We start from the raw sequence: 21,766 nt of genomic DNA on the forward strand, positions 1-21,766 counted from the left end.
TTGCCTCTGACGGATCCCGGTCACTCGTACGGGTTGTGGCGCAGGTGCACCGCCTCCAGGAGCCCGACGGCGATCATGTTGGCGAACGTCGCCGAGCCGCCGTACGACACGAACGGCAGCGGCAGGCCGGTGATCGGCATGATGCCGACGGTCATGCCGATGTTCTCGAACGTCTGGAAGGCCAGCCAGCACACCACGCCCGAGGCCACCAGCAGGCCGAACAGGTCGGCCGCCTGCATCGCGATGCGCAGGCCCCGCCACAGCACCACGCCCAGCAGCGCGGTGATCAGCGCCGCGCCCACGAAGCCGAGCTCCTCCCCCGCCACCGTGAAGATGAAGTCCGTGTGCTGCTCCGGCACGAAGTGACCGATCGTCTGCTCGCCGTGGAACAGGCCCTTGCCGAACAGCCCGCCCGAGCCGACGGCGATGCGCGCCTGCTCGGCGTTGTAGCCCGCGCCCTGCGGGTCCTTCGACGGATCGGCAAACGCCGTGAACCGGTTGATCTGATACGGCTTGAGCAGGTGCAGCCACCACACCAGGAACGCCCCGGTCACGGCGCCGCCCAGCAGCCCCAGCACCCAGCGCTTGGGCGCGCCGCAGACCGCCAGCATGCCGATGACGACCGCGCCGAACACCAGGGTCGTGCCCAGGTCCGGTTGGAGCATCACCAGGCCCGCGGGCAGGGCGGCCAGCGCCAGGGCCAGCAGGATGTCGCGGCGTCCCGGGCCCACCTCGCCGTCGCGCGGCTCGCCGAGGATCATCGCCAGCAGCACCACCAGGCCAACCTTGGCGAACTCCGACGGCTGGAGCTGGAACCCGCCGCCCAGCGTGATCCACGAGTGCGAGCCGTTGATCGTCGCGCCCAGCGGTGTCAGCACGACGACCAGGCCGACGCACGCGGCGGCGTACACGATCGGCGCGTACGCCCGCAGCAGCCGGTAGTCCAGCGCCGCCGTCACGCCGCCGAGGATGACCCCGATCGCGATGTTGAACAGGTGTTTCTTCAGGTAGGTGTACGGATCGTCGCCCGCCTCGCTCAGGCCGCCGCGGGTCGCGGAGAACACCAGCACCGAGCCGATCGCGGTCAGGATCGCCGTGACGCAGAGGAGCGTCCAGTCGAGCCGGCGCAACGGCGAGTCGGACAGCCGGCTCAGCCACGAGCGCCCTTCGAGCGGCCGGCCGTACCCGCCGATCATTTGTGCTTCTTCCGGCGGGGGGCGGGAACGGACGCGGGCGTCTTGTCCTCCGGCTCGCCGAAGCCGGGCGGTGGAACGATCGTGCCGTCGGAGGCGAGCGCCGGGAGCCGGTCGGGCACCTTCCCGTCGGGCAGGTCGGCCTTCTTGCCCTTGCGCAGGCCGTACATGTCCTCCCAGATCTCGCGTACGGCCGGCGCGGCCGTGGTCGCGCCGGTGCCGGTCTGGGTGACCATCACCACGACGACGTAGTGCGGGTTGTTGGCCGGGGCGTAGGAGGCGAACCAGGAGTTGTCCTTCTTGCCCCAGACCTCCGCGGTGCCGGTCTTGCCGGCGACGGGCAGCTTGTCGAGCGGGAACCCGCCGAACGCCCCGGCCGCCGTACCGGACTTGGGCACGTCGGCGAACGCGCTCCTCATGTACGCCAGCACCTTCTGCGAGATCGGCAGCGTGCCGGCCTTCACCGGATCGATGCGGCGGGCGATCGTGCCGTTGGGCGCCAGCACCGCCTTGCCGACGCGCGGGCTCCACAGCGTGCCGCCGTTGGCCACCGCGGCGTACGCGCGGGCGAGCTGCAGCGGTGTGACCAGCACGTCGCCCTGGCCGACCGAGAAGTTGGCGGCGTCGCCGGCGCGGAAGACGTAGCCGTCGACGCAGTTCTCCGCGGCCATCTGCTTGAGGTACGCCGCGCGCGCCGGGTCGGTCTTGGCGACGTCGGGATAGCCGGTCTTGCCGTGCTTGCAGTCGGAGGCCTTGGTGGCGTCCCAGTAGTCCGTCTTCCACTGCCGGCTGGGGATGCGCCCCGGGGACTCGCCGACCAGGTCGATGCCGGTGCGCTTGCCGAACCCGAAGTCCTTGGCCATTTTGATCATCGGGTCCTTGGGGTTCTTCACCGGGTGCATGCCGCCGTCGCGGAGCCACTCCTCGTACGCGAACCGGTAGAAGATCGTGTCGCAGGACATCACGATCGCCTGGTGCAGGGTGATGTCGCCGCCGGACTCGCCCTCGAAGTTGCTGAACGCGCGCGCGCCCACCATGTACGACGACGGGCAACCGTAGATGCCGTGCAGCGGGTAGCCGTCACGGATCGCCGCCGGCAGCGAGGAGACCTTGAACGTCGAGCCCGGCGCGAACTCGCCCTGAGTGGCGCGGGAGATCAGCGGCTGTCCCTTGCTCTTGTTGAGCAGCCCGTCGTACTCGCTCTGGGAGATGCCGCCGGTCCACACCGCCGGGTTGTAGGTCGGGTAGCTGCCGAGCGCCATGACCCGTCCGGTGCGCACGTCCATGACCACGGCGGCCCCTGAGTCGGCGGGGTCGCCGCGTTTGTGCGCGGCGTCGATGGCGTGTTTGAGCGCGGCCTCGACATCGCCCTGAACCTTGGCGTCGATGCTGGTGACGAGGTTGCCGCCGGACACCGGCGGCTTTTCGGACGCGACGCCGGTGACCCGCCCCTGGCTGTCGACCAGCACCCGGCGTACGCCCGTCGCGCCGCGCAGGTCGCCGTCGTAGATCGCCTCGAGGCCGTCGCGGCCGATCAGGTCGACGCCGCTGTAGCCGGTGACCTTGATGCCCTTGCGCTTGTTCAGCTCCTCCTGGGTGATCGGCTGGAGGTATCCGAGGGCCTGCGCGGCGCCCGCCCCGTCCGTACGGGGATAGTCGCGGACCGCCTGGAGCTGCGCGCTGATGCCGGGAAAGTCCTCTTGGCGCTCGCGGATCTGCAGTGCCTTGCGGGCGTCGGCGTTGTCGTCGAGCGGGATCGGCTGGTACGGGGAGCCGGTCCAGCAGGGCCGGGTGACGCCCGGCCCGCACAGGCGGACCTTGGCGGCGAGCTGGGCGTACGGCACTCCGAGCACGCCGGCGAGCCGTTGGAGCACGGCCCTGCCGCCGTCCTTCTGCCGCAGCAGGACCGTACGGTCGGCCGAGACGACCAGGGCCGTGCGGTTGCGCACCAGCGGACGGCCGGCGTCGTCGAGGATCTGCCCGCGCGGCGCCGGCACGATGATGTCGCGGATGCCGTTGTCGGCGGCCACCCGGCGGTAGTGCGCGCCGTTCATGACCTGCAGGTACCAGAGCCGCCCGCCGAGCGACAGCAGCAGCGACATGACCATGACGTGCAGCACGACGAGCCGCACGCGAGAACGTGAGCCCATCGGCCTACCTCGCCCGGTAGAAGCCGGGCACCGGGTCCAGCCCCGCCGAGTCGCGTGGGCGTTCGGCGCGGTTGGTCAGCCGGAGCACGGCCCACACCACGAACGGGCTGGCGACGATGTCGTAGAAGACCTGAAGCGGCAGCACGTGCGAGACCACCGGCCAGCGGGCCCGTGGATCGCCGAGCATGGCGCCGACCAGCGCGTACAGCACGGTGCCGGCGAGGGCGCCGGCGGCCACCGCCACGAACGGCAGCAGCGGCGCCCGGTCCATCTCGACGGCGACCGACCCGCAGACGTAGCCGATGAGGCAGAAGACGAGTGCGTACCGGCCGATCGTGTGGTCGGCCGGCGGGATGATGTCGGCGGCCAGGCCCGCGCAGAACCCGGCGACGAGCCCGCGCAGCGAGCCGTTGACCAGGGCGAGCGCCACGACGGCCAGCAGCACGAGGTCGGGCACCACCGAGCCGGGCAGCGGCAGCCGGTTGACGACCGTCACCTGCAGGATCAGCGCGGCGACGATGACGATCGAGGCGAGGACGTTACGTGACACGGTCAGCCTCTCGACGTCGGTGACGGAGCCGGCCGGGACTTCGGCGGCGCGGACGAGCCGGCCTGGGCCGGCGGCGGTTGCGATGGCGTGGGCGTGGGCGTGGGGGTCGACGGCGAGGGCGAGGGCGGCAGCACCGAGTCGCGCGGGTTGCGCTTCGGCGCCGCGACCACCACGCCGACCACGTCGAGCGAGGTGAAGTGCACGAACGGGCGTACGACCGCGGTGCGGGTCAGCGACCCCGACGTCCGCTCGATCCTGGTGATCGTGCCGATCGGGACACCGGGGACGTACGGCCGGTCGTCCTCGGAGCCGAACGAGACGATGCGCTGGCCGGGCTCCATCACCACCGTGGAGTCGAGCAGCTGGAACTTCAGCGACGAGCCGCCGTGGCGGCCGGCGCCCTGCACGATGCCGATCTCGTTGGAGCTCTCCAGCCGCCCGCCGACCGACGACGCCGCGTCGGTGGCGAGCATGACCGTCGAGGTGGTCGGCCCGACACGGGTCACCCGGCCGACCAGCCCGTCGCCGGACAGCACGGTCATGTTCGGCTGCACGCCGCTGCGGCTGCCGACGTCGAGCGAGACGGTGTTCTCCATGCCCTCGCCGGAGGAGATCACCTCCGCCGGGACGATGCGGTAGCCGCCGAGACCCGAGGAGCCGAGGAGGCTCTCGAGCTCGCCGGCCCGCCGCTTGTCGAGTTGTCCGGTGCGCAGTTGCCGGCGCAGCTGCTGGTTCTCGCGTTCGAGCCGGGTGATCCGCCGGTGCGCGCTCGGCGCGCCGGTGAACGTGTGGAAGGCGCCGGCGATCGGATGGACGACCGCGGTGGCGCCCTGCTCGATGGGGCCGAAGATGGCCTCGCCGAAGCCGCGCAGCACCCTCAGCGGGGAGTGGTCCCCACCGCGGTAGTCCACAGTGATCATGGCGAGCGAGACGAGCAACAGCACGCCGAGGACGGCGCGGGTTCGCCGGGTGTCCTTCACCGGCCGGGTGTCCTAACGCCTTGGTTCGGGTACGAGGACCTGCCGCAGTGCCTCGAAGTCCTCGACGCACTTGCCCGAGCCGAGCACGACCGAGTCGAGCGGATTGTCGACCATGTGGATCGGCATGCCGGTCTCTTCGCGCAGGCGCTCATCGATGTTCTTCAGCAGCGCGCCGCCTCCGGTCAGCGCGATGCCGCGGTCCATGATGTCGCCGGACAGCTCGGGCGGGCATTTGTCCAGGGTGGTCTTGACCGCGTCGACGACGGTGTTGACCGGCTCCTCGATCGCGCGGCGGATCTCCTCGGCGGAGATCACGACGGTCTTCGGCAGCCCGCTGACGAGGTCGCGGCCGCGGATCTCGGCGTGCGGCTCGTCGTCGAAGGGGTACGCCGACCCGATCGCCATCTTGATCTCCTCGGAGGTGCGCTCCCCCAGCATGAGGGAGTACTCCTTCTTGGCGTAGGAGATGATCGCCTGGTCGAGCTCGTCGCCGCCGACGCGGATGGACTGGCTCGTCACGATGCCGCCGAGCGAGATGATCGCGACCTCGGTCGTGCCGCCGCCGATGTCGACGACCATGTTGCCGGTCGGCTCGTGCACCGGCAGCCCGGCGCCGATCGCGGCGGCCATGGGCTCCTCGATGATGTAGACGCGCCTGGCCCCGGCCTGGTAGCCCGCCTCCTTCACCGCCCGCTGTTCGACCCCGGTGATGCCGCTGGGCACGGCCACGACGATGCGTGGCTTGGCGAAATGTCGGCGTTTGTGAACCTTTTGGATGAAGTAGCGCAGCATCCGTTCGGTGACGTCGAAGTCGGCGATGACGCCGTCCTTCAGCGGACGCACCGCGACGATGTTGCCCGGCGTACGGCCGATCATCCGCTTGGCTTCGATCCCGACGGCGACGATCTTGCCCGTGTGGGTGTTGATCGCCACGACAGAGGGCTCGTTGAGCACGATGCCGCGACCGCGGACGTAGACCAACGTGTTCGCCGTACCCAGATCGACCGCCATGTCGCGGCCGAGGAACGACAGCTTGTTACCCATGAAGAAAGGCAGCCCTTCGAGATTGGCGGGCGTGCAGGAGCGCATTGTCATGGTAACTCGGAACAGGCCAGTTGATGCAGGACCAATCGTCGCGCGTCGTCGCTCCGTAACGCTCCGGTCAGGAGCCGGTCACGCTAAACAAAACGCGCGGACCGGAGTCGCTCCGGACCGCGCGTCTTGGCGCCGTCGTCAGAAAAGGTTCGGGAAGAAGAGCTTGATCTCACGCTCGGCGGAGTAGGTGGAGTCGGAGCCGTGGACGATGTTCTCCTGGATCTCCAGGGCGTGGTCGCCGCGGATCGTGCCGGGCGCCGCGGCGACCGGGTCGGTGGCGCCGGCGAGCCCGCGGAACGCCTCGATGGCGCGCGGCCCCTCCACCACCATCGCGACGAGCGGGCCGCCGGTGATGAACTCGACGAGGGAACCGAAGAACGGCTTCTCCCGGTGCTCCTCGTAGTGGGTCTCGGCGACCTCGCGCTCGAGCGTGCGCAGCTCCAGCGCGACGAGCTTGAGGCCCTTGCGCTCGATGCGCGAGATCACGTCGCCGACGATCCCCCGGCGTACGCCGTCGGGCTTGACGAGGACAAGAGTGCGTTCGGACACGGGTTGGTTCTCCTCGCGTTCTTTGGATGACGATCGTCACGGGGCCGGGAGGGCGGTCGCCGCATGACAGGCTGCGATGCCGAGCTCGGCGATGACGGCTCGCGGCCGGGCCTCCGCGTGTGGCTGCGATCCTACCCGTGTCACCCGGTGGGAAGGGCGGCGCCGCTGGAGCCCGGAGCCGCGGCGACGGCGGCGTCCCGGCGCGCCCGGCCGCGCCCGGTCCAGGCGGTCGCGACGGCGAGCACCACGGCGATCACGCAGGCGCTCACCAGCCACATCCGGTACGCGTCGGTCAGCGCCGCCAGCGCCTGGGCGGTGCCCCCTCCCGTCCTCGTCACCGCGCCGACCCTGGCGACCTGGAGCGGCCCGACGACGAGGTGGCCGCCGAGCACGGCGGGCAGGCACAGGGTCAGGCCGAAGAGCGCCGGGCCCGCCCCGGCCGGCCGCAGCGTGGTGCCCAGCGCCAGGCCCATGCCCGTGCCCAGGGCCCCCAGCGCGCCGGACAGCTCCCACCGGTCGGCCCCGGCGCCCATCGCCACGAGCGCCACCATCGCGGCGGTGACCAGGCCGAACCCGCACATCACCGCGCCCCGTCCGGCCGGCCGGCGGGTCGCGGTCGCGGTGAGCACGGCCAGCGCGGCGCACCCCGCGCCCACGGCGAACGGCCCGAACGGCACGCCGCGCCCGCCCAGCAGCCCCGCCAGCGGTCCGGTCACCGGCATCGACAGCAGGCCCACGGCGACCATCACCACGGCGTACCCGAGCGGGCTGCCGGTGACGGCGCCGCGCGACCCGGCCAGGGCGATGCCGAGCAGGCCGGTCACGGCGCACGCGGCCAGGATGAGCTGGCCCCCCGGCGACCAGGCGTACGTCGTCACGACGGCCAGGAAGGCGAACCCGGCGGCGGGCGCGACCGGCAGCAGCAACAGCACGCGCTCCCCCCGCGTGGGCGCCGGGACGCCCGGCCCGATGGGCGGCCGCAGGCGCAGCACGCCCAGCAGGCCGGTGCCCACGAGCGCGGTCGCCCCGAGCCACCAGTACGGATGCAGGATCACCCGCCACTCGGCCGCGTAGGCGCCGTACGGGCCGGGCGTGACGGCCAGGACGGCGGGCGTGGCCAGCAGCAGGGAGCCGGTCAGGGCGGCCGCCCACACCCCGGTCGCCAGGCGGCGTTCGGAGCGCTCGCAGGCGAGCAGGAGGGCCGCCGGCAGGACGGCGCCCGCCCCGACCCCCTCCACGGCCCGCAGGAGGCCCGTGAGCGGCACGGAGGTGGCGTACGCGGCCGACGCCTGGGCGCCGAGCAGGAGGGCCAGGCCGCCGAACAGGACGCCCCACGGAGTGCGCCGCCGGGCCAGCACGGCGGCGAGCGGGGTGGCCAGCAGGAGCGCCGGCATCGCGAGGCCGGTCGCCCGTACGAACCCGGCCGCCTCGCCGCCCGACAGGCCGAGGTCGCGGGCCGCCTGCGGCACGACGTAGGACGCGGTGTTGGGCAGCACGAGAACCGCGGCGGGAATGGCGGTGACCAGAACGAGAAGGAGAATGGCGAGCCCGGCCGGGTCTCGCCGTTGCACGTCATGACTTTCGGGGCGAATTTCGGGAAGATCAGTCATCGGGCGGCCTCCCGGAGTCATCCCCGTTTCCAACGAATTCGGTAAATGTCCGACTTTGCTGGAATTGATATTCTGTTCGACGGGGAACGCTGAAGAGTCAACCCGACATTAGCGCGCCGGAGCGCCTTCCACCCGCCATCCGAGCCAAATCGCCGTCGCCCACAGAGCGGCGAATATGATCCCGAGAACGAACATCGTCGTCACCACGAAACCGGTCGCTATCACCAGAACCTGCAACACGCTCCCGGCGACGTACGCCCACCGGAACCGCAGCAGACCCGCGACGACCAGCCCGGCCACCGCCAGGACGCCGCCCACGACACCCGCCGTCGTGCCGTCCGCGTGCGCCACGGCGATCGCCACCGGAATCGACAGAGCGGTCACCACCGCCTGAAGGGCGAGGACGACGGCACACAGTCTTCTCACGCTCGACCCGCCTTTGCGGCGCGGAACTCCGGGCCCGTGCCGATCATTGTGACGCCTTCATCAGCAACCGGGCATCGCCCGCCGTCGCCACCGAACCGGTGATCAACACCCCGGCCCCGGCGAACTCTCCCGACTGGTCCGCGAGCCCGATCGCCTGGTCGATCGCGTCGTCCAGCCGGGCCACGAGATGAACGCGATCTTCGCCGAAGACATCGCGTGCCACCACCGCCAGTTCGTGCGCCGGCATCGAACGCGGTGAGGAGTTACGCGAGACGATCAACTCGTCGATGATCGGCTCGAGCTCCTCCAGCACTCCCATCACGTCTTTGTCCGCCATGACGGCGAGAATCCCGATCAGGCGGGTGAACCCGAACTCCTCGGTGATCGCCGCGACGGTGGCCGCCATGCCGGCCGGGTTGTGCGTCGCGTCGACCAGGACGGTCGGCCCCGTCCGCACGACCTCCAGCCGCCCGGGCGCGGGCGCGCCGGCGAACGCCGCGCGCACGAGGTCGGCGTCGAGCCGGTCCTCACCGCCCGGCTCGGCGGTGGCCCGCCCGCGCGCGAACGCCTCGACCGCGGCCAGCGCACAGGCGGCGTTGCTCGCCTGGTAGTCGCCGAACAGCGGCAGGAACACCTCGTCGTAGGTGCCGAGCAGGCCCTGCAGGCGGACCCGCTGCCCGCCCACCGCCAGCTCCCGCTGCAGGACGCCGAACTCGATGCCCTCGCGCGCGACGGTCGCACCGACCTCGGTGGCGCGGCGCAGGAGCACCTCGCCGGCCTCGACCGGCTGCTGCGCGAGGACCGCGACCGCCTCCGGCTTGATGATCCCGGCCTTCTCTCCCGCGATCGCCTCGATCGTGTCCCCGAGGTACTCGGTGTGGTCGAGCCCGATCGGCGTGACGACGGCCACGGACCCGTCGGCGACGTTGGTGGCGTCCCACGCGCCCCCCATGCCGACCTCGACCACGGCGACGTCCACGGGGGCGTCGGCGAACGCGGCGAACGCCATCGCGGTCAGCATCTCGAAGAAGGAGACCTTGACATCGTGCTTGGCGTCGACCATCTCGGCGTACGGCAGGACGTCGTCGTACAGCTCGGCGAAGCGTTCCTCGGTCACCGGCTCACCGTCGACACTGATCCGCTCGCGCATGGTGTGCAGTTCGGGACTGGTGTAGAGACCGACCCGCAGCCCGCGCTCGCGGAGAAGGGCGTCGATCATCCGCGCGGTGCTCGACTTGCCGTTGGTCCCGGTGACATGGATCACCGGGTACGCCCGCTGCGGCGAGCCGAGGATGTCGACCAGGTCCCGGATCCGGTCCAGCGACGGATCGAGGTCCCACTCGACCCCACGCGCCCTGATCCCGGCAACGGCGTCGTCATAACTGCTCCGTGTCACGCTCGCAGCCTAGTCAGCTTTGCGGGTCCAATGCCCCCGAGCTTGCAGGTAGGGCCTCACCGGCGGTGCGGTCGCCTCCGGCGTCCCGGCCATCGGACTTGTGGTCCGACGGCCGGGACGCGTGACTCACGCCCCGCCTTCCACACGCGTCTTCACCACGATCACCCGCCGGGAAGTCATGGAGATCCTCCGCGGATAGCGTGGCGTGTGCGCGCTTGGGAGGACAAACGATGACCGGCGAGGGCGATATCGCCTTCTTCTACGACGAATGGGGCCGTCGCGGCCCTGGGGACCGGCGTGACCTGGATCGGGCCGCGCGGCTCGCCGACGTGCTCGGGCTCCCCACGATTCCCGTCCTCACCGTGGTCGGGTCCAAGGGCAAGGGCACCGCCGCGACGTACGCCTCGGCCTGGCTCGTGGCGGCCGGGTGCCGGGTGGTGACCGTCACCAGTCCCGGCCTGCGCCGGGACACCGACCGGATCCGTCTCGACGGGGCCGCGATCGCCGAGCGTGACCTCGCCGGGCTCGGCCGCAGGCTCAGGGACGGAGCGCGGTCGCTGCCGCCGCGCGAGGCCGGGTACCTCTCGCCGAGTGGCCTGTTCACCCTCGCCGGTCTGCTGCACGCACGCGACGCCGGGGCCGACGTCATCGTGCTGGAGGCCGGGATGGGCGGCGCCTCGGACGAGGTGAGCCTGGTGCCGCCCACGGTCGTGGCGATCACCGAGGTGTTCGGCGAGCACCTCGGCGTCCTCGGTGACACGCCGGCGGAGATCGCGGCGGACAAGGCCGGGGTCGTCGCGCGGCTCACGCGGGCGGTCGTGTCGCTGCCGCAGGCGCCGGACGTCGCGACGGCGATCGAGGCGACCGTCGCCGCACGTACCGGCCGCCGGGTCGACGTGGTCACCGACGCCCCCTCCGCGCCTCCCGGGCTCCAGCGTCCCAACGCCCTCCTCGGCTGCGCCGCCGCCCGGCGGCTGCTCGAGGCGATCGGCCGGCCCGCCCCGGACCCCGCGCGTACCGCCGAGGTGCTGGCCTCCGTACGGCTCCCCGGCCGCGTGTCCTGGCACACGGTCCCCGGCGCCACCCTGCTCGTCGACTCCGCCGTCGAGGCGAACGGCGCCGCCGCCGCGCTCGCCGAGGCGTACCGCCGCTGGGACCGGATCGACCACGTCCTCGTCTGCCTGCCCGACCACAAGGACCTGGAGGGCGTCCTGGCCGCGCTCGGCGGCCTGCCGGTGACCACGGTGCGGATGCCCGACCGGGAGAGCCTGCGCTTCACCCGTACGCGCGACGGCCTCGACATCGCCGACCTCACCCCCGCACGGCTCGCGGCGTACGGGGAGCGGATCGTCGTCCTCGGCACCGTGTACTTCACCGGCCGGGTGCTCGACCTCGTCGGCGCCGACACCACGCGCCTGTTCGACGCCTGAGCCGCCTCACTCCTCGATGCGCAGGACGATCAGCGCCATGTCGTCGTGCGAGGGCTCGCCGGAGAAGGCGCGTACGGCGCGGCTGACCCGCGCGGCGACCGCGCCGGCGCCCAGCCCGGCACAGCCCGCGAGGATGCGTTCGAGCCCCCGGTCGTCGCCCAGCAGCCGGTCGCCGTTGCGCCGTTCGGTCACGCCGTCGGTGAACCCCAGCAGCAGGTGCCCCGGCCCGAGGGTGACCGTCCGGAGGGAGTACTCCGCCTCCGGGAACGCCCCGAGCATCAGGTCCGACTCGTCGTCGCCCACGACCGTGCCCGCCGGGCTGAGGAACAGCGGCGGCGGATGGCCCGCGGTCACGTACGTCACGCGGGCGCTGCCGTCCTCGAGCGGCTCGACCTCCCCGTGCAGCAGCGTCAGGAACCGCGCGCGCGACCCCTCGTCCAGGATGAGGGCGTTGAGGCGTTGGAGGACCTCGGTGATGGCGTAGTCCTCGCGGCCGAGGATGCGCAGCGCCTGGCGGGCCAGGCCGGTCACCGACGCGGCCTCCGGCCCGGTGCCGCACACGTCGCCGATGGCGAAGCGCCACCGCGAGCCGACGCTGAACACGTCGTAGAAGTCGCCGCCCACCTCACTGCTCTCGCCGGCCGGTTCGTACACCACGGACACGTCCAGGCCCGGGATGACCGGGATCTCCGGCGGCAGGAGGCTGCGCTGGAGCGTACGGCTCATGTCCGCCTGCTCCTCGTACAGCCTCGCGTTGTCGATGGCGAGCGCCGCGCGCCCGGCGAGGTCCTCGGTCAGCTCGAGCATGTCGCGGTTGAACCGGGCGCCCTTCGGGCCGCCGACGACCAGCATGCCGATGCTGCGTCCGCGCGCCAGCAGCGGGAACTCGTGTGCGACGTCGCCGGTGACCCGGTGCGCGGTGGGGGGCATGCCCTCGCTGGGCGCGGGCCCGAAGCCCTCCCACGGCCCGGGTTCGGCCGGCGGCGGCGCCGGCGGCAGCAGGTCGAGGAGCACGCGCAGGTCGGCCACCATCGTCTCGTCGGCGTGCCAGGCGTACGCCGGGAGCGCCGCCCCGTTGTCCCGTACGGTGAACAGGGCGCACCAGGTCGCCAGGCGGGGCACGATCAGCTGCGACACCAGCGCCATGGTCATCTGCTGGTCGAGGGTGCCGGCGAGCAGGCTGCTCGCCTCGGCGAGGAAGCCGAGCCAGCCGCGCCGGGCCCGTTCGAGCTCCATCAGGCGGGCGCGTTCGAGTGAGGGCGCCTGCCGGTCGGCGACCTGCTGGAGGCGTTCGACGTCGGCTTCGTTGAAGTGGGCCGCGTCGCGCGAGGCGGCGATGATCAGCCCGATGCCCCGGCCGTCCACGACGAACGGCGCGGTGACGAGCGAGCGGATCCCGGCGGCCTGCAGCGCCGGCAGGTTGTACGGGCTGCCGCCCAGGTCGGCGTAGACGCCCCTCCCGCCGACGGTGGCGCCTTCGAGGCCCATCTCCAGCGCCGTGCCCTCGGGCCGTACACCGGACGTCGCCTTGAGCACGAGGTCGGCGTCGTCCTCGGTCAGCAGGACGTACACGCAGTCGGCGCCCAGGGCGTCCTGCGCGCTCTGCGCGGTGCGGTGGGCCAGTTCGTCGACGGTCGGCCGGGTGGGGCGCGGCGCGGTGACGATCTCCTCGTACGAGGGCGGCGGAGGCGGTGGCTTCTCCCCCGAGACTCCGGGGACGGTGAACCAGACCTGTTTGTCGCCCTGGCCGTACGTGACGCCCCAGGAGATCGCCAGCGTCTCGGGGAACAGCAGCCCGCGGCCGCTCACCTGGTCGCCGGGGACGGGGATGCGCCGCGCCTGGTGCCGGTCGTGGACCTCGACCCGCACCTGGCCGCCGAGCGCCTCGCACACGACCTCGACCTCGGTGCCGGCGTGGACGATTGCGTTCGTAACCAGTTCACTGGTGAGTAGCATGGCGTCGTCCACCTCGTCGACGCCCCAGTTACGAAGCGTGTCCCCGACAAAACGCCGTGCAGCCGCAACTGACGCGACCTCCGGCGGGAAGGTCGCGTACCTCTTTGGGTTCTTCTCCACAGTCACTTGGATTCGTCTCGGGGATGCACGACGCTGCCATCGTGGCAGATTCCCCGGGTGGGCTGAACATATCCCCGACCACGTCGCATGGAAGGCGAGGTGCTAGTTAATGCCTCGAAGCACGTCCCATGCACCGGTGAGCGTCCAGTACGACGAGGCTGACCTGCGGCCCGTCCTCGACGCGCTCAGCGCCCTGCGCGACGGAGATTTCGAGACCAGACTCGATGCCTCCGGTGATGATGTCCTGGCCGAGATCGCCTCCGTCTTCAACGATGTGCAGGCACGTGCGGGCCATCTGACCGGGGAACTCGTCCGTGTGCAACGTGAGGTTCGTCACGAGGGCCGGATCGACGAGCGGCTCGGCGCCGGCGGGGAGGGCGCCTGGGCGACCGGGAACGCCGCCGCCAACGCGCTCATCGACACGCTGGTGCAGTCCGCGACCGCGATGGCACGGGTGGCCGACGCGGTCGCCGACGGCGATCTGAGCCAGCGCATCGAGCTCGACACCGGCACCCGTCCCTGGCGCGGCGAGCTGCTGCGGATGGGCTCGGGCGTCAACCGCATGGTCGAGCACCTCGACGAGTTCGCCGCGGAGGTCACCCAGCTGGCCCGCGAGGTCGGCGCGGAGGGACGCCTGGGCGGCCAGGCCAAGCCGCGTGAGATGTCGGGCCGCTGGCGCGACGTCACGGGCGCGGTCAACGCGATGGCGAGCCGGCTGACCGGCCAGGTCCGCGACATCGCCCTGGTGACCACGGCGGTGGCCAAGGGCGACCTGACCCGCAAGGTCACGGTCGAGGCGACCGGCGAGCTGCTGGAGCTCAAGGCGACCGTGAACACCATGGTCGACCAGCTCTCCTCGTTCGCCGACGAGGTGACGCGTGTGGCCCGCGAGGTCGGCACCGAAGGACGCCTCGGCGGCCAGGCACAGGTCAGCGGCGTGTCCGGCGTCTGGAAGGACCTCACCGACAACGTCAACTCCATGGCCGGCAACCTCACCGGCCAGGTGCGCAACATCGCGCAGGTCGCCACGTCCGTCGCCAACGGCGACCTGTCCAAGAAGATCACCGTCGACGCCCAGGGCGAGATCCTCCAGCTCAAGGACACCCTCAACACGATGGTGGACCAGCTGTCGGGCTTCGCCAACGAGGTGACGCGTGTGGCCCGCGAGGTCGGCACCGAAGGACGCCTCGGCGGCCAGGCACAGGTCAGCGGCGTGTCCGGCGTCTGGAAGGACCTCACCGACAACGTCAACTCCATGGCCGGCAACCTCACCGGCCAGGTCCGCAGCATCGCCCAGGTGGCGACCGCGGTGGCCGGCGGCGACCTGTCCAAGAAGATCACCGTCGACGCCCAGGGCGAGATCCTCCAGCTCAAGGACACCCTCAACACGATGGTCGACCGGCTGTCGGCGTTCGCCGACGAGGTCACCCGCGTCGCCCGCGAGGTGGGCACGGAGGGCAACCTCGGCGGTCGCGCGAAGGTCGGCGGCGTCAGCGGCGTCTGGAAGGACCTCACCGACAACGTCAACTCCATGGCGGACAACCTGACCTCCCAGGTCCGCAACATCGCCCAGGTGACCACCGCGGTCGCGAACGGCGACCTGACCAAGAAGATCGACGTCGACGCCCAGGGCGAGATCCTGGAGCTGAAGACCACCATCAACACGATGGTCGACCAGCTGTCCGCGTTCGCCGGCGAGGTCACACGTGTGGCGCGCGAGGTGGGCAGCGAGGGACGGCTGGGCGGCCAGGCCGAGGTCGAGGGCGTCTCCGGCACGTGGAAGCGGCTCACCGAGAGCGTGAACGAGCTGGCCGGCAACCTGACCCGGCAGGTGCGCGCCATCGCGTCGGTGGCCAGCTCGGTCGCCCGCGGCGACCTGAGCAAGTCGGTCGCGGTCGAGGCCCGCGGCGAGGTCGCCGAGCTGGGCGACAACGTCAACCTCATGGTGGCCAACCTCCGCGAGACCACCCGCGCCAACCAGCAGCAGGACTGGCTGAAGACCAACCTCGCCCGCATCGCCGGCCTCATGCAGGGCCACCGCGACCTCATGGAGGTCGCGCGGCTGATCATGAGCGAGGTCACCCCGCTCGCCTCCGCGCAGTACGGTGCGTTCTACCTCGCGGAGGAGGGCGGCGACGGGGAGCGCGAACTCGTGCTCAAGACCGGGTACGGCGTGGGCCGCGACCAGGTGGACCGGGTCCGCTTCGCGTTCGGCGACCGCCTCGTCGGCCAGGCCGCCGTGGAGCACAAGCCGATCCTGGTCGACGACCTCCCGCCGGGCTACATCACGATCGGCACGGGGCTCGGGCAGGCGTCCCCCGCGAACGTCATCGTGCTGCCGATCCTGTTCGAGAACCGCGTGCTCGGCGCGATCGAGCTCGCGTCGTTCAGCCCGTTCAGCGAGGTCCACCTGGCGTTCTTCGACCAGTTCGTGGAGACCATCGGCGTGACGATCAACACGATCACCGCCAACTCCCGTACGGAGGCGCTGCTCGCCGAGTCCCAGCGACTGACGGTCGAGCTGCAGGACCGCTCCAGCGAGCTGCAGCGCCAGCAGGCGGAGCTGCGGCGCTCCAACGCCGAGCTGGAGGAGAAGGCGGCGCTGCTGGCCAAGCAGAACCGCGCGATCGAGATGCAGAACTTCCAGATCGAGCAGGCACGCCGCACGCTGGAGGAGCGCGCCGAGCAGCTCGCGCAGTCGTCGCGCTACAAGTCCGAGTTCCTCACCAACATGTCCCACGAGCTGCGCACGCCGCTCAACAGCCTGCTCGTGCTCGCCAAGCTCCTGGCCGGCAACCCGGACAAGAACCTGACGGCCAAGCAGGTCGAGCTGATCAAGACGATCCACGAGTCGGGCAGCGACCTGCTGCGGCTCATCAACGACATGCTCGACCTGTCCAAGGTCGAGGCGGGCAAGATGGAGCTGCACCCGCAGCGCATCGCGCTGTCGGAGCTGGTCGACTACGTCGACGCGACGTTCCGGCCGATGGCCGCCGACAAGGGGCTCGCCTTCGACGTGTACGCCGAGCCGGGCCTCCCGCACGAGCTGTACACCGATGAGCAGCGGCTCCAGCAGGTGCTGCGCAACCTGCTGTCCAACGCGGTCAAGTTCACCTCCTCCGGCGAGGTGCGCCTGACCGTACGGCGGCCGGTGGACGTCACCTTCGTCGACCCGGCGCTCGCCGAGAACCCCGACGTCATCGGCCTCGCGGTCACCGACACGGGCATCGGCATCGACGAGCACAACCTAAAGTCGATCTTCGAGGCGTTCCAGCAGGCGGACGGCACCACCAGCCGGCGCTACGGCGGCACCGGGCTGGGCCTGTCGATCAGCCGCGACATCGCCGCGCTGCTCGGCGGTGAGATCCACGTGTCCAGCCGCCCGGGCGACGGCAGCACGTTCACGCTGTACCTGCCGGTCCGGTACGCCGGTCCGGTCGACACGGCGCTCGCCGCGCCCAGCGACAGCCGGCCGACGCCGCAGCCGCCGCCTCCCGCCCCGCAGGCGACGCTCGAGCTGCCCGAGGCCGAGGAGCAGTTCGCCGAGAACCCCATCGACGACGAGGTGCTGTCGGGCCGGAAGATCCTGATCGTCGACGATGACGTGCGCAACATCTTCGCGCTGACCTGCGTGCTGGAGCAGTACGGCATCGAGGTGCTGTACGCCGAGAACGGTCGCGAGGGGATCGACACGCTCGACCGCAACGAGGACATCGACCTCGTACTGATGGATGTCATGATGCCCGAGCTCGACGGCTACGCGACCACTGAGGCCGTACGCCGGATGCCGCAGTTCGCCGACCTGCCGATCATCGCCCTCACCGCGAAGGCGATGAAGGGCGACCGGGAGAAGAGCATCGAGTCCGGGGCATCCGACTATGTGCCCAAGCCTGTCGACGCGGACCACCTTCTTGACATCATGAGAGCGTGGCTCAGTCGGCCGCGCACATGATGGAGGCTTGAACCGTGGCCGAGAAGGCGAACATCCTGCTGGTCGATGACCGCGACGAGAACCTCGTCGCGCTCGAGGCGATCCTCAGCTCCCTCGACCAGAACATGATCCGTGCCCGGTCGGGCGACGAGGCCCTGCGGGCACTGCTGACGAACGAGTTCGCGGTGATCCTGCTGGACATCGTGATGCCGGGCATGGACGGCTTCGAGATCGCCCGTGCGATCAAGCGCCGTCGAAAGACGCGCGAGGTACCGATCATCTTCCTGACGGCGGTGGACGCCGGCCCGGACTACGCGTTCCGCGGGTACGCCGCCGGCGCCGTGGACTACATCTCCAAGCCGTTCGACCCGTGGGTGCTACGGACCAAGGTGTCGATCTTCGTGGAGCTGCACCGGAAGAACCAACAGCTGCGAGAGCAGTCAGAGCTGCTGCGCACGCAGTTCGCGGCCGCTCCCTCAGGTGAGTTCGCCGCGGAGCTCAGCGAGCGTCTGACGGCCGTGGAGCAGCAAATCCGGGTGCTGTCCGAGTGGTCGTCGAAGGATGAGGAGGCGGCCAAGGCGATGGGCACGCTGGAGCAGCGTGTCGGCGAGCTGCGGACCGCGATCGACACGCTTCGTCCGCCGGCCGACTGAGACCCCTCCTCGGAGCTCTGCGGCGGGGGCGGCCTTCGTGCCGCCCCCGCCGCTTTGCTGTCCGACCGAGTGTGGAAATGAAAAAAGAGGCCGTTGTTTGCGGCCCCCACCTGAAATGCGAGAAGAGGAGAGAACACTCCGCGAATGTTTCGCGGGGTTCTCTCCTCTTCCCGACTATATGTTGATGTCCGGCGGTGTCCTACTCTCCCACACCGTCCCCGGTGCAGTACCATCGGCGCTGGAGGGCTTAACTTCCGGGTTCGGAATGGGACCGGGTGTTTCCCCACCGCTATGACCACCGAAACGCTTAACAGAACATAACCAGTGGAACAATGGTTCCCGGTCGTGTTCCGGGAACCGCACAGTGAACGCGAGCAACAAAACGTGAGTGTGTTCAAGTCACTCGGCCTATTAGTACCGGTCGACTCCACACCTTGCGGTGCTTCCATCTCCGGCCTATCAACCCAGTCGTCTAGCTGGGGGCCTTACAACCATGAAGGTTGGGAGACCTCATCTCGAGGAAGGCTTCCCGCTTAGATGCTTTCAGCGGTTATCCCGACCGAACGTAGCCAACCAGCCATGCACCTGGCGGTACAACTGGCACACCAGAGGTTCGTCCGTCCCGGTCCTCTCGTACTAGGGACAGACCCTCACAAGTCTCCTACGCGCACAGCGGATAGGGACCGAACTGTCTCGCGACGTTCTAAACCCAGCTCGCGTGCCGCTTTAATGGGCGAACAGCCCAACCCTTGGGACCTACTCCAGCCCCAGGATGCGACGAGCCGACATCGAGGTGCCAAACCTTGCCGTCGATATGGACTCTTGGGCAAGATCAGCCTGTTATCCCCGGGGTACCTTTTAGCCGTTGAGCGACACCCCATCCACACGGTGGTGCCGGATCACTAGGCCCTGCTTTCGCACCTGCTCGACATGTCTGTCTCACAGTCAAGCTCCCTTGTGCCCTTGCACTCAACACCTGATTGCCAACCAGGCTGAGGGAACCTTTGGGCGCCTCCGTTACTCTTTGGGAGGCAACCGCCCCAGTTAAACTACCCACCAGGCACTGTCCCCCACCCGGATCCACGGGTGCGGGTTAGACGCTCAAAACGACCAGAGTGGTATTTCACCAACGACTCCACGGTAACTGGCGTCACCGCTTCACAGTCTCCCACCTATCCTACACAAGACGCTCCAAACGCCAATGCCAAGCTATAGTGAAGGTCCCGGGGTCTTTCCGTCCTGCTGCGCGTAACGAGCATCTTTACTCGTAGTGCAATTTCACCGGGCCTGTGGTTGAGACAGTGGGGAAGTCGTTACGCCATTCGTGCAGGTCGGAACTTACCCGACAAGGAATTTCGCTACCTTAGGATGGTTATAGTTACCACCGCCGTTTACCGGCGCTTAGATTCTCAGCTTCACCCCGAAGGGCTGACCAGTCCTCTTAACGTTCCGGCACCGGGCAGGCGTCAGTCCGTATACAGCGTCTTACGACTTCGCACGGACCTGTGTTTTTAGTAAACAGTCGCTTCCCCCTGGTATCTGCGACCCCCACCAGCTCACAACGCTAGGTCGGTCACCAGCAGGGGCCCCCCTTCTCCCAAAGTTACGGGGGCAATTTGCCGAGTTCCTTAACCACAGTTCACCCGATCGCCTTGGTATTCTCTACCTGACCACCTGAGTCGGTTTAGGGTACGGGCCGCCGACACACATCGCTAGAGGCTTTTCTCGACAGCATGGGATCACTCACTTCACCTAAATCGGCTCGGCATCACATCTCACCCTCATGCACCACGGATTTACCTATGGTGCGGGCTACATGCTTACCCCAGGACAACCATCGCCTGGGCTGAGCTACCCTCCTGCGTCACCCCATCACTTGCCTACTACCACCTCAGGTCCCGCACTCGCCCCGGCAAGGTCCCCGAAGGAACCAAACGGAGTCCGCGTGGTTAGTATCAGTGGGTTCAGCATGGGCGCGTGTCAGCGGGTACGGGAATATCAACCCGTTGTCCATCGACTACGCCTCTCGGCCTCGCCTTAGGTCCCGACTTACCCTGGGCGGATTAGCCTGCCCCAGGAACCCTTGGTCATCCGGCGGAGGGGTTTCTCACCCCTCATTCGCTACTCATGCCTGCATTCTCACTCGTGTGGCCTCCACGACTGGCTCACGCCGCCGCTTCACCGCCCACACGACGCTCCCCTACCCACCCCAACCCCTGGATGCGACCCACAAGGAGTCTCACCTGAGTATTGCTGGGATGCCACGGCTTCGGCGGTGTGCTTGAGCCCCGCTACATTGTCGGCGCGGAATCACTTGACCAGTGAGCTATTACGCACTCTTTCAAGGGTGGCTGCTTCTAAGCCAACCTCCTGGTTGTCACGGCAACTCCACATCCTTTACCACTTAGCACACGCTTAGGGGCCTTAGCCGATGATCTGGGCTGTTTCCCTCTCGACTACGAACCTTATCGCCCGCAGTCTCACTGCCACGCTCTCACTTACCGGCATTCGGAGTTTGGCTGACTTCAGTAAGCTTGTCGGCCCCCTAGGCCATCCAGTAGCTCTACCTCCGGCAAGAAACACGTGACGCTGCACCTAAATGCATTTCGGGGAGAACCAGCTATCACGGAGTTTGATTGGCCTTTCACCCCTACCCACAGGTCATCCCCCAGGTTTTCAACCCTGGTGGGTTCGGTCCTCCACACGGTCTTACCCGCGCTTCAACCTGCCCATGGGTAGATCACTCCGCTTCGGGTCTACAGCATGCGACTCAAACGCCCTATTCAGACTCGCTTTCGCTACGGCTCCCCCACACGGGTTAACCTCGCCACACACCATAACTCGCAGGCTCATTCTTCAAAAGGCACGCCATCACCCCAACACCCACAAGGAATGCAAGGCTCTGACGGCTTGTAAGCACACGGTTTCAGGTACTCTTTCACGACCCCTCACCGGGGCACTTTTCACCTTTCCCTCACGGTACTAGTCCGCTATCGGTCACCAGGAAGTATTTAGGCTTACCAGGTGGTCCTGGCAGATTCACACGAGATTTCACGAGCCCCGTGCTACTCGGGAAACACCCAATGGAGACAACAAGGTTTCACCTACCGGACTATCACCGACTACGGTCGACCATTCCAGATCGTTCGACTACCTCATTGTTTTCTTACTCCACGCCCAGTCAGCGGACCAGACAAGAATGCTCCCACAACCCCACACACGCAACGCCCGCCGGCTATCACACGCGCATGGTTTAGCCTGATCCCCTTTCGCTCACCACTACTCAGGGAATCACATGTTGTTTTCTCTTCCTACGGGTACTGAGATGTTTCACTTCCCCGCGTTACCACCAACCACCCTATACATTCAGGTGGCGGCAACACCCCATGACGGGTGCTAGGTTTCCCCATTCGGAAACCCCCGGATCAACGCTCGGTTGCCAACTCCCCGGGGCATATCGCAGGCTCCCACGTCCTTCATCGGCTCCTGATGCCAAGGCATCCACCGTGTGCTCTTAAAAACTTGAACACAACACAAGAAAAAAGATGCTCGCGTTCACTATGCAGTTCTCAAAACACGAACGGGACACCAACCAACAACCACCACCACGACCACCAGAAACCTGATGCGGTATGTGAGGCTCAGCCGGCCCGCCCGCCCAAACCCCACCCACCAACCATGGCAGACAAGATCCGAGACGGCCCGAAGAGACGAACCCGAAAAGCTC

The 21,766-nt window shown here is 68.8% G+C and carries 13 protein-coding genes and 2 rRNA genes; 3 read left to right on the plus strand and 12 right to left on the minus strand.

What is annotated here, in order from left to right; translation table 11 throughout:
• Window positions 1-20 precede the first annotated feature (20 nt).
• From rodA to ACQEV1_RS40485, 9 genes are all read right to left on the minus strand, one after another.
• On the minus strand, window positions 21-1,196 hold the full coding sequence (gene rodA, locus ACQEV1_RS40445) for a rod shape-determining protein RodA (RefSeq protein WP_433401776.1): 1,176 nt from the start codon (window positions 1,194-1,196) through the stop codon (window positions 21-23).
• Window positions 1,193-3,343 carry a penicillin-binding protein 2 gene (gene mrdA, locus ACQEV1_RS40450; RefSeq protein ID WP_285627627.1) on the minus strand — a complete coding sequence of 717 codons (2,151 nt, stop codon included), beginning with the start codon at window positions 3,341-3,343 and terminating at the stop codon, window positions 1,193-1,195. The genes rodA and mrdA overlap by 4 nt, the downstream gene beginning before the upstream one ends.
• Before the next feature lie 4 nt (window positions 3,344-3,347).
• Complete coding sequence (mreD, locus tag ACQEV1_RS40455) at window positions 3,348-3,893, minus strand: rod shape-determining protein MreD (protein WP_285627624.1); 546 nt, start codon at window positions 3,891-3,893, stop codon at window positions 3,348-3,350.
• A 2-nt stretch (window positions 3,894-3,895) separates the two neighbouring features.
• The gene (mreC, locus tag ACQEV1_RS40460; RefSeq protein ID WP_285627621.1) at window positions 3,896-4,873 is read right to left on the minus strand and encodes a rod shape-determining protein MreC; all 978 of its coding nucleotides are present in this window, start codon (window positions 4,871-4,873) and stop codon (window positions 3,896-3,898) included.
• 12 nt (window positions 4,874-4,885) lie between these two features.
• The gene (locus tag ACQEV1_RS40465; RefSeq protein WP_285585022.1) at window positions 4,886-5,917 is read right to left on the minus strand and encodes a rod shape-determining protein; all 1,032 of its coding nucleotides are present in this window, start codon (window positions 5,915-5,917) and stop codon (window positions 4,886-4,888) included.
• A 189-nt stretch (window positions 5,918-6,106) separates the two neighbouring features.
• Complete coding sequence (gene ndk, locus ACQEV1_RS40470; protein ID WP_285627619.1) at window positions 6,107-6,517, minus strand: nucleoside-diphosphate kinase; 411 nt, start codon at window positions 6,515-6,517, stop codon at window positions 6,107-6,109.
• A gap of 140 nt (window positions 6,518-6,657) precedes the next feature.
• On the minus strand, window positions 6,658-8,088 hold the full coding sequence (locus ACQEV1_RS40475; RefSeq protein WP_285627617.1) for a hypothetical protein: 1,431 nt from the start codon (window positions 8,086-8,088) through the stop codon (window positions 6,658-6,660).
• A gap of 147 nt (window positions 8,089-8,235) precedes the next feature.
• Entirely contained in the window at window positions 8,236-8,553 is a 318-nt protein-coding gene (locus tag ACQEV1_RS40480; RefSeq protein ID WP_285585018.1) for a DUF4233 domain-containing protein, read from the minus strand.
• 43 nt (window positions 8,554-8,596) lie between these two features.
• Window positions 8,597-9,949, minus strand: a complete 1,353-nt coding sequence (locus tag ACQEV1_RS40485; protein WP_433401780.1) for a bifunctional folylpolyglutamate synthase/dihydrofolate synthase — start codon at window positions 9,947-9,949, stop codon at window positions 8,597-8,599.
• A 230-nt stretch (window positions 9,950-10,179) separates the two neighbouring features.
• Here ACQEV1_RS40485 and ACQEV1_RS40490 point away from each other — a divergent pair, with 230 nt between their 5' ends.
• Complete coding sequence (locus tag ACQEV1_RS40490; RefSeq protein ID WP_433401782.1) at window positions 10,180-11,379, plus strand: hypothetical protein; 1,200 nt, start codon at window positions 10,180-10,182, stop codon at window positions 11,377-11,379.
• A 6-nt stretch (window positions 11,380-11,385) separates the two neighbouring features.
• On the opposite strand, the gene ACQEV1_RS40495 is transcribed toward ACQEV1_RS40490, so the two are convergent.
• Window positions 11,386-13,461: a SpoIIE family protein phosphatase gene (locus tag ACQEV1_RS40495; protein WP_433401784.1), complete on the minus strand. Its 2,076-nt coding sequence runs from the start codon at window positions 13,459-13,461 to the stop codon at window positions 11,386-11,388.
• Between the two features lie 103 nt (window positions 13,462-13,564).
• On the opposite strand from ACQEV1_RS40495, the gene ACQEV1_RS40500 reads away from it, so the two are divergent.
• Complete coding sequence (locus tag ACQEV1_RS40500) at window positions 13,565-17,407, plus strand: HAMP domain-containing protein (RefSeq protein ID WP_285627608.1); 3,843 nt, start codon at window positions 13,565-13,567, stop codon at window positions 17,405-17,407.
• A gap of 14 nt (window positions 17,408-17,421) precedes the next feature.
• Entirely contained in the window at window positions 17,422-18,039 is a 618-nt protein-coding gene (locus tag ACQEV1_RS40505) for a response regulator (RefSeq protein ID WP_285585008.1), read from the plus strand.
• A gap of 186 nt (window positions 18,040-18,225) precedes the next feature.
• Here ACQEV1_RS40505 and rrf read toward each other — a convergent pair.
• Window positions 18,226-18,342, minus strand: a 5S ribosomal RNA gene (gene rrf, locus ACQEV1_RS40510).
• An 87-nt stretch (window positions 18,343-18,429) separates the two neighbouring features.
• A 23S ribosomal RNA gene (locus tag ACQEV1_RS40515) occupies window positions 18,430-21,567 on the minus strand.
• Between the last annotated feature and the right edge of the window lie 199 nt (window positions 21,568-21,766).

It is taken from the genome of Actinoallomurus sp. CA-142502, assembly GCF_050936355.1.
Classification (GTDB): Bacteria; Actinomycetota; Actinomycetes; order Streptosporangiales; family Streptosporangiaceae; genus Actinoallomurus; species Actinoallomurus iriomotensis.

Excerpts from the sequence above, each read along its gene's own strand:
- rodA (WP_433401776.1), bottom strand. The coding sequence starts at position 1,196 with ATGATCGGCGGGTACGGCCGGCCGCTCGAAGGGCGCTCGTGGCTGAGC.
- mrdA (WP_285627627.1), bottom strand. The coding sequence starts at position 3,343 with ATGGGCTCACGTTCTCGCGTGCGGCTCGTCGTGCTGCACGTCATGGTC.
- ACQEV1_RS40465 (WP_285585022.1), bottom strand. The coding sequence starts at position 5,917 with ATGGGTAACAAGCTGTCGTTCCTCGGCCGCGACATGGCGGTCGATCTG.
- ACQEV1_RS40490 (WP_433401782.1), top strand. The coding sequence starts at position 10,180 with ATGACCGGCGAGGGCGATATCGCCTTCTTCTACGACGAATGGGGCCGT.
- ACQEV1_RS40500 (WP_285627608.1), top strand. The coding sequence starts at position 13,565 with ATGCCTCGAAGCACGTCCCATGCACCGGTGAGCGTCCAGTACGACGAG.